7 protein-coding genes are annotated in these 5,978 nt (G+C 58.8%); all 7 read right to left on the reverse strand.

The window, feature by feature from the left end:
• Positions 1-1,205 (reverse strand): hypothetical protein (locus tag SMD10_RS24720; RefSeq protein ID WP_331688389.1); only part of this gene is annotated, 1,205 nt, incomplete at its 3' end.
• Between the two features lie 10 nt (positions 1,206-1,215).
• Entirely contained in the window at positions 1,216-1,590 is a 375-nt protein-coding gene (locus SMD10_RS24725; protein ID WP_331688390.1) for a PAAR domain-containing protein, read from the reverse strand.
• A 128-nt stretch (positions 1,591-1,718) separates the two neighbouring features.
• Positions 1,719-2,900, reverse strand: coding sequence for a hypothetical protein (locus SMD10_RS24730; RefSeq protein ID WP_331688391.1), 1,182 nt, complete (start codon positions 2,898-2,900; stop codon positions 1,719-1,721).
• Between the two features lie 301 nt (positions 2,901-3,201).
• Positions 3,202-3,585 (reverse strand): hypothetical protein, encoded by a 384-nt coding sequence (locus SMD10_RS24735; RefSeq protein ID WP_331688392.1) that lies wholly within the window; start codon positions 3,583-3,585, stop codon positions 3,202-3,204.
• An 85-nt stretch (positions 3,586-3,670) separates the two neighbouring features.
• Complete coding sequence (locus SMD10_RS24740) at positions 3,671-4,525, reverse strand: hypothetical protein (protein ID WP_331688393.1); 855 nt, start codon at positions 4,523-4,525, stop codon at positions 3,671-3,673.
• Positions 4,525-4,896 carry a hypothetical protein gene (locus SMD10_RS24745; RefSeq protein WP_331688394.1) on the reverse strand — a complete coding sequence of 124 codons (372 nt, stop codon included), beginning with the start codon at positions 4,894-4,896 and terminating at the stop codon, positions 4,525-4,527. Before SMD10_RS24745 ends, SMD10_RS24740 begins: the two co-directional genes overlap by 1 nt.
• Positions 4,897-4,977: 81 nt before the next feature.
• Positions 4,978-5,978 (reverse strand): type VI secretion system tip protein TssI/VgrG (tssI, locus tag SMD10_RS24750; protein ID WP_331688395.1); only part of this gene is annotated, 1,001 nt, incomplete at its 5' end.

A 5,978-nucleotide genomic window follows, 5' to 3' on the forward strand; every position in this document is an offset into this window, starting at 1 on the left:
TTTATCCTATTATATTGAAACCTATGACCACTGACGAACAGCGCCGTTTGCTCGGGCAATTCATCCGGTCGCACCGCGAGCGAACCCTGCCGGACGCCGTGGTGCGCCGGCGCCGGACGCCCGGCCTCGGTGCGAAGGCCGTTAGCGTACCCGGACCTCATCCATGCAGTGATCTCCTGCCCCAACCGCTCGTCCGGGACATGGGCGACGCGGGCGCCAGCCTGTCGGCGCAGATAAGCGATGAAATCCGGCTTCATTCGCTCCAGGCGCCGTGCCTCGACGGCACGGAGGACAGAGACGTCGAGAGTGAGCATACCTGGGCGCGGCGGCGGCAGGTCGTCCGGCCTCAGCGCGCGGTGCAGGATGCGGCCCGAAGCGGCCGGATAGTCCGGCGACACGAACAGGATCGCGCGGGCGGGGCCGAACACCCGCGCCAGCCGCGCCCCGTCCAGACACGGCAGAACCTGCGCCAGGACGTTGCCGTCGGCATGGCGGAACAGCACCGCTTCCTGCGGCGCGGTGCCGCCCACCGTCTCGTTTTGAACTGGTGATGCGAGTTCCTTCGGATCGTCGCCTGCCGCTCCACCCAGTGCAGACAGCCCGTTGTCCTCGCCCCAGCCGGCCGGAATGAGGACCTTGTTCAGAGTCCTGAGATGCCGGTGCAGCCGGTCCTCCGTCAGGTCGGAGCCGCCGATCCAGAAAACGACGAATGGCGAGGCGCCGACCAGACCGACGAGCGCTTCGAGCCGCTTTGCAGCGGCGCCAGGATCCACCTCGCGGAGAGTGCCTTCGTGTGTGTCATTGGCCTCCTCCTGCGGCGCCGAGAGCACGCCGCCGCCGGTTTTGTCGCCGGCCTCCAGGGCTTGCCGCATGGTTTCCGCCAGCCGATCGGCCTCGGCCGCCAACGCTTCGTCCGAAAGGTCCGCCGCCGGCTCGGGCTCGGGCGTTGCCGCTTCGGGTGCGGCCGGCGCATAGAGATCGATCGTGTAGGGCCCGGCTTTGACCAGCGCCGAGGACGAACCGTGATAGAGCGGCCGCGCGCGCAGATCGAGCGCGGACAGCTTGCCGTCGAGTTCGCCGATCCCGGCACCGTCGACTGCGACGACGACGCGACGCGCGGGGTTGGCGATGGTTGGCCGCAGGACCGCGAGCAGATCGCCGGTGGGGTCCGTGGATTGAGGCGGTTTTTCCGGTTCCACGCTCATCAGGCCACCGTCATCCCTTCACGAAAGGCATCGACTGCGCGGCCATCGATCGCTGGCAGGCGGCGCGACCGCTGCCGCCCGGCCCCTCGTCTCCGATGAAGACGTTCGAGGAGGCCGTCTGGGCATTGCCGCCGCAGTCGATGGCATCGCCCAATCGGCCTGCCGGGCGCCCGTTGATGAAAACCGAGGCCGAGCCTTCGGCCAGCTTTCGGCCGTGCGGCCCGGCATGGCCGGCGACGCATGGATGGGCGACATACGCGTCGCCAACCCGCATCAAAGGTCGGCCGTTGACGAAGACGTTCGGGCTGCCGCCGGTCGCAGGCGTCGGCGGAAAGTGGCAGCTGTGGCCGGAACCGATATCCCCTTTGCGATGTGCTGCTGGCATGGATCCTGAACTCCGGGTTCTAAAGTATGACGACTCTTCGATTGCCTCCGGGCCTGACATCCTCGCTCGATATGGGCTCACCCTCGTCCGAGCGGCGACCGTAAAGTATCGAACTGGTGCCGCGCGGACTAATGAGGGCTCTCACCGATCTGCTCCCAGTACAATTTCACGCCCTTGCGCAATTGTTCTTCGACAAGCATCGTATGAAGCGCTGCGCCACGGTGGACCATGTTGGTCGGATAGGCGGCGATCGCGGCGTAGCCAGTCACTTGGCCGCCCTTCATCGTGAGAAGCACGCTCGTGCCGGCCGGCATGCCAGGCTTCGGGAAGTCAACCTTGAACGAATAGTAACCGTTGAAGTCCACCAGCCCGTCAAACTCCGCGAAGCGGCCAGTGCTTACCAGCTTCATTTCGCGCCGCTGGTCGGGCAGAACGTTGTCGAGGAACATCCCGATCAAAACCTGCGCCAGCTCCGGCGCGTTCTCCTCGTCGACCTCGCGGGATCGGCCGGGGTCGAGCGAGAACAGCATCGCACCGCTGTTCTGCGCCTCGTCGGCGCCGTCGACATAGAACCGGTAGACGCCCTTGTTGGGGTCATCACTGGAGATTTGGAGCGCCCGCCAGGCCGGCGGCAGATCGACCTCGATCGCGCCAGGCCGGCCAGCGGCGGCGGGTACATCCAAGCTCTCGGACTTGAACGACGCCAAGATCGGGTCTTCGGTCCTATCGTCGTCGAACACCAAGGACCCGACGAAGGCGGCCACCTGGGCGCCAAAAGTCCCCCAGTTCGCCTCGGGCCCGTCGGCCCGGATGACCAGCAGTTCGTCACCGCGGCGAAACACCGAGAGGCGGGTGAAGTCCTGTCCGTCTTCAGACTTGCGACCGGTCATCACCTCGCCAAAGGTGGCCGTGCGCGGCCTCACCCCAAAATTGAGCGGTCCCCACTCGGCGGCGAGGAAGCGTCCGTAATCGGCCGCTAGACCGACCTTTTCCGGAACGATCTTGGCGGCGTAGATGCGAATCTCGCCGAGATCCCGATTGGCGGGATCATAGCCGAGATCGACCTCTTTGAACTTCGTGAAGAGGCCGGCCGGATCGAATTGCGACACCGCCTCGTCCCTCTCGTTCCAGATGAAGCCGTCGAGCTTGGCGGTCCGGAAATCGAGACGATCGAAACCCTCAATAGGAAAAGCAGCACCGGCTTCTCGCCGACCTTCCAAGACGAAAAGTCTGTCAGCCTGATCCTGTGCCATGACGGCTAAGATCCCCATCAAGGTCGAAGCGATACTCAGGACAGGATTGTTGATCATCGCGTTCCTAGGGGAAACAAGCGCCACCGCCATGCCTTTGACTGGCCGAAACGCCACCGGCGCCGGCTACCCTAAAAAACAACGTACAATTATCTCAAATTGTACCCGGATAACATTCTCGACAACTCGACGAAGAACGGTCCTAAGATCGGCTCTTTCGCGATCATCGGCGGACCACTCCTTACGGGGTGTAAACTTGCCAACAGCCATTGCTGATTCGCCCCGCAGTAAATTCGCAGGAGAGCCTGAACATGCACCTGCCGCGCGGACGCGCATGATTGACTCGAAACAAAAATTCGACTCAGAATTGCAAAACTTCACCGAAGACATGCTGGCCAGCAGCACCGATCCATAGATGGATCTCACGACGGTCGTGATCTTCAGGGCGACGCGTTTTGAGAAAAAGACGCACGCTCCCGTCGCCCGCCCAATCCCACCAGCTTGGTGTGTCAGGATCGGCCCTGTCCGTCATTCCCATTGCCCCCTCCCAGATAAAGCGCTCAAAACCCTTACCTCGAAGCTCCACGAGCGTAGTTTCCAGAGGCCTCTTTAAACGACCTTCGAACAAATAGGTTTCATCCTGAAATCCTCTGACTGCAACGCGGTCGATATCAAACTCGTCTTTCAGGTAAACATCATTCCCATCGTGATACAACCGCTCAACAGACGAATCTTCCCAATGCATCGACTGATCTCCACACGCCGCAAGTGTTGCAGAAACTGGAAAAAAAAACGCTATAAATGCTATATATCGGTTCATCTCACTTCACCTAGAAGTATACCTTTATGGTTTTTATTGCTGATGCTCCGACTATGTTGAAACGTTTCGCCTCTCCGGCGGCCTCTAGAGCACACATAACCTCATCCGCTACAAAATATCTATCCGGATTTCGCGTTGACTGCGAAATATACGCTCGACTTTCGCCAGGAAGAGCAAATTTTTTCAGCGGATCTATTGTTCCCGGAACAAGGTAATCCGCCTGATCCACGCCTAAATGCGGCGGAACGATCGAGCCTTTGGGCACCTCGATGCCTTGACCAGGATTCCAGTCGTACCTATCAAAAATATATGTCTTATATTCGATAATCGCGGTCAATCCGCTCACGCGAACTCTTGCTGAATAAGAAAAATTAAACAAGCCTACAGCGTAAAACCATGGTGTTTTGTTCGAGTCCACAGAACTCCAGGCGTTATTCTGGGAATTGTTCCACAGGTGAAAAAACCGTGGAGAGCCACCTTCAGATGTCAACTGTCCCCGAATGGACTCTATAAACTCGGCGAGTTCACCGCTTCGCCCTCCAGGAAAATTTGGAATATCGCGCTCCATTCGAGCAATATCGCTTTCTGAATAGGTGCGGTCGGCGCCATTGCCAAACCGGTAGTGCTCCACATTTTCTTCAGCCTGATAGGTCTCCGTTTCCAGTCCAAATACACTTGTCGCGCTGAGGCGTAGAATGTTTGAGAATGTCTCAGCAGAATTTATAAGTTGTTCTTTTTGTTCCTCCGAAAGCTGAGCATTGATATATTCATCAGGATCCACACTGCTCTCCTGCAATTTGAGCTGCGGAGGCGGCAGAATCGCGCCTGAGGACGAGCTATATTCTCTGGCTTCGAATTGTCCCATCAGTTCAAATCAATCTTATTAGCTATCAGTTTGATATGAACTCCGGTCAATTCGATCGTGCCATCGGCCGATAACTTCAGTCGGCTCTTGCCGGCAATGAGTTGAATTGTATCTCCGGCCTTTATGGAGCGTTTCGATCCCACGATATCGACATGATTAACGCCAACCGTTGTCATGTAATCTTTTCCAACTTGGGTTCTTTTATGAGAACCAATTGTCTCAAGCTTAGCAATGCCAATAGCTTCTGTAGAGATATCCGAGATATACTCTGTCTTCTTGCCGTCTACGAATAACGAATAACCGGTTGTAGCCGCAGTCTCAGGAACAGGCAAAAAGTATTTTTTCAAGACGTAATTTATCTTGTCGTTCACGAATGAAAACCTCCTAGTCATCGTCGATGATAAGGACTGTTTACCAACTGTGATATTATAACTCGCACCAACCGATGTATCTCAGTTGTCATGGACGACGCTTCTACGGCTCCCGCCAACGTAATCACCTTTATGACCTTCAGTTTTTTCCACAAGGTGCCGTTGAATCAGGCGGGTTTCATTATTTCTGACAATTGAGTTCTTGTCGCGCTGCGCATGGGTATAAACCTCTTCATATCCTGCAGCGTCTTCAAATCGTAACTCATTATTGCCGTACCCTTTATAGCTGTCAGTCTTGAATACACTGCGCGTCTTGTTCGCCGGCAGGTCGTAGGGCACCTTTTGCTTGGGGTTGGGCACCAGGCCGGTGATGAGCGGGCGGTCGGGGTCGCCGTCGATGTAGGAGACCATCGCTTCCATGCCGATGCGCGGGATGATCTGGCCGCCCCAGGTGCCGCCCGCCCAGCTTTGGCTGACCCGCACCCAGCAGGTGTCCGAGCCGTCCTTCTTCGCCCGCCGGTCCCACGGAAACCACAGCTTCACGCGGCCGTACTGGTCGCAGTGGATCTCCTCGCCCTCCGGGCCCGCGACGATGCCCACCTGCGCCCCCTCGACGCGCGGGCGTTTCGTCGTCCTGTGCGGCGTCAAGGGCACGCGCGAGGGCATCGCCTCGAAGGCGTTGCGGTATTCCGGCTCGTCCTCCGCCGTCTCGTAGGAGCGGTCCACCACCTGGTGCACCGCGCGGATCACCACGTGCTCCTCGTAGGCCTTTTCCGGATGGGCGACCTCATAGGGCGAAAACCGTCGCCCCGGCTCTACCACCCTGATGTTGGAAGCGGCCTGCACCCGGTCGTGATCGGCCTCGGACGCCTGCATGCGCAGCTTTTCCATGCGCTCGTGCGCGGCCACGTCCATGGCGCGGGCCGGAAACTCGTAAAGCTCGCGCCAGGCGTTCTCCGGCAGCTCCACCAGCGACGGCGTCTCGGCCGAGGGCACCATGGTCGGCGTCTCGAAGTTCCAGTCCGCGCCCGAGCGCTTTCCAGAGACATAGGCATAGCGCCGCCGCCAGTCGTCGATGTGGT

It is taken from the genome of Consotaella aegiceratis, from assembly GCF_036541425.1.
Lineage (GTDB): Bacteria > Pseudomonadota > Alphaproteobacteria > Rhizobiales > Rhizobiaceae > Consotaella > Consotaella aegiceratis.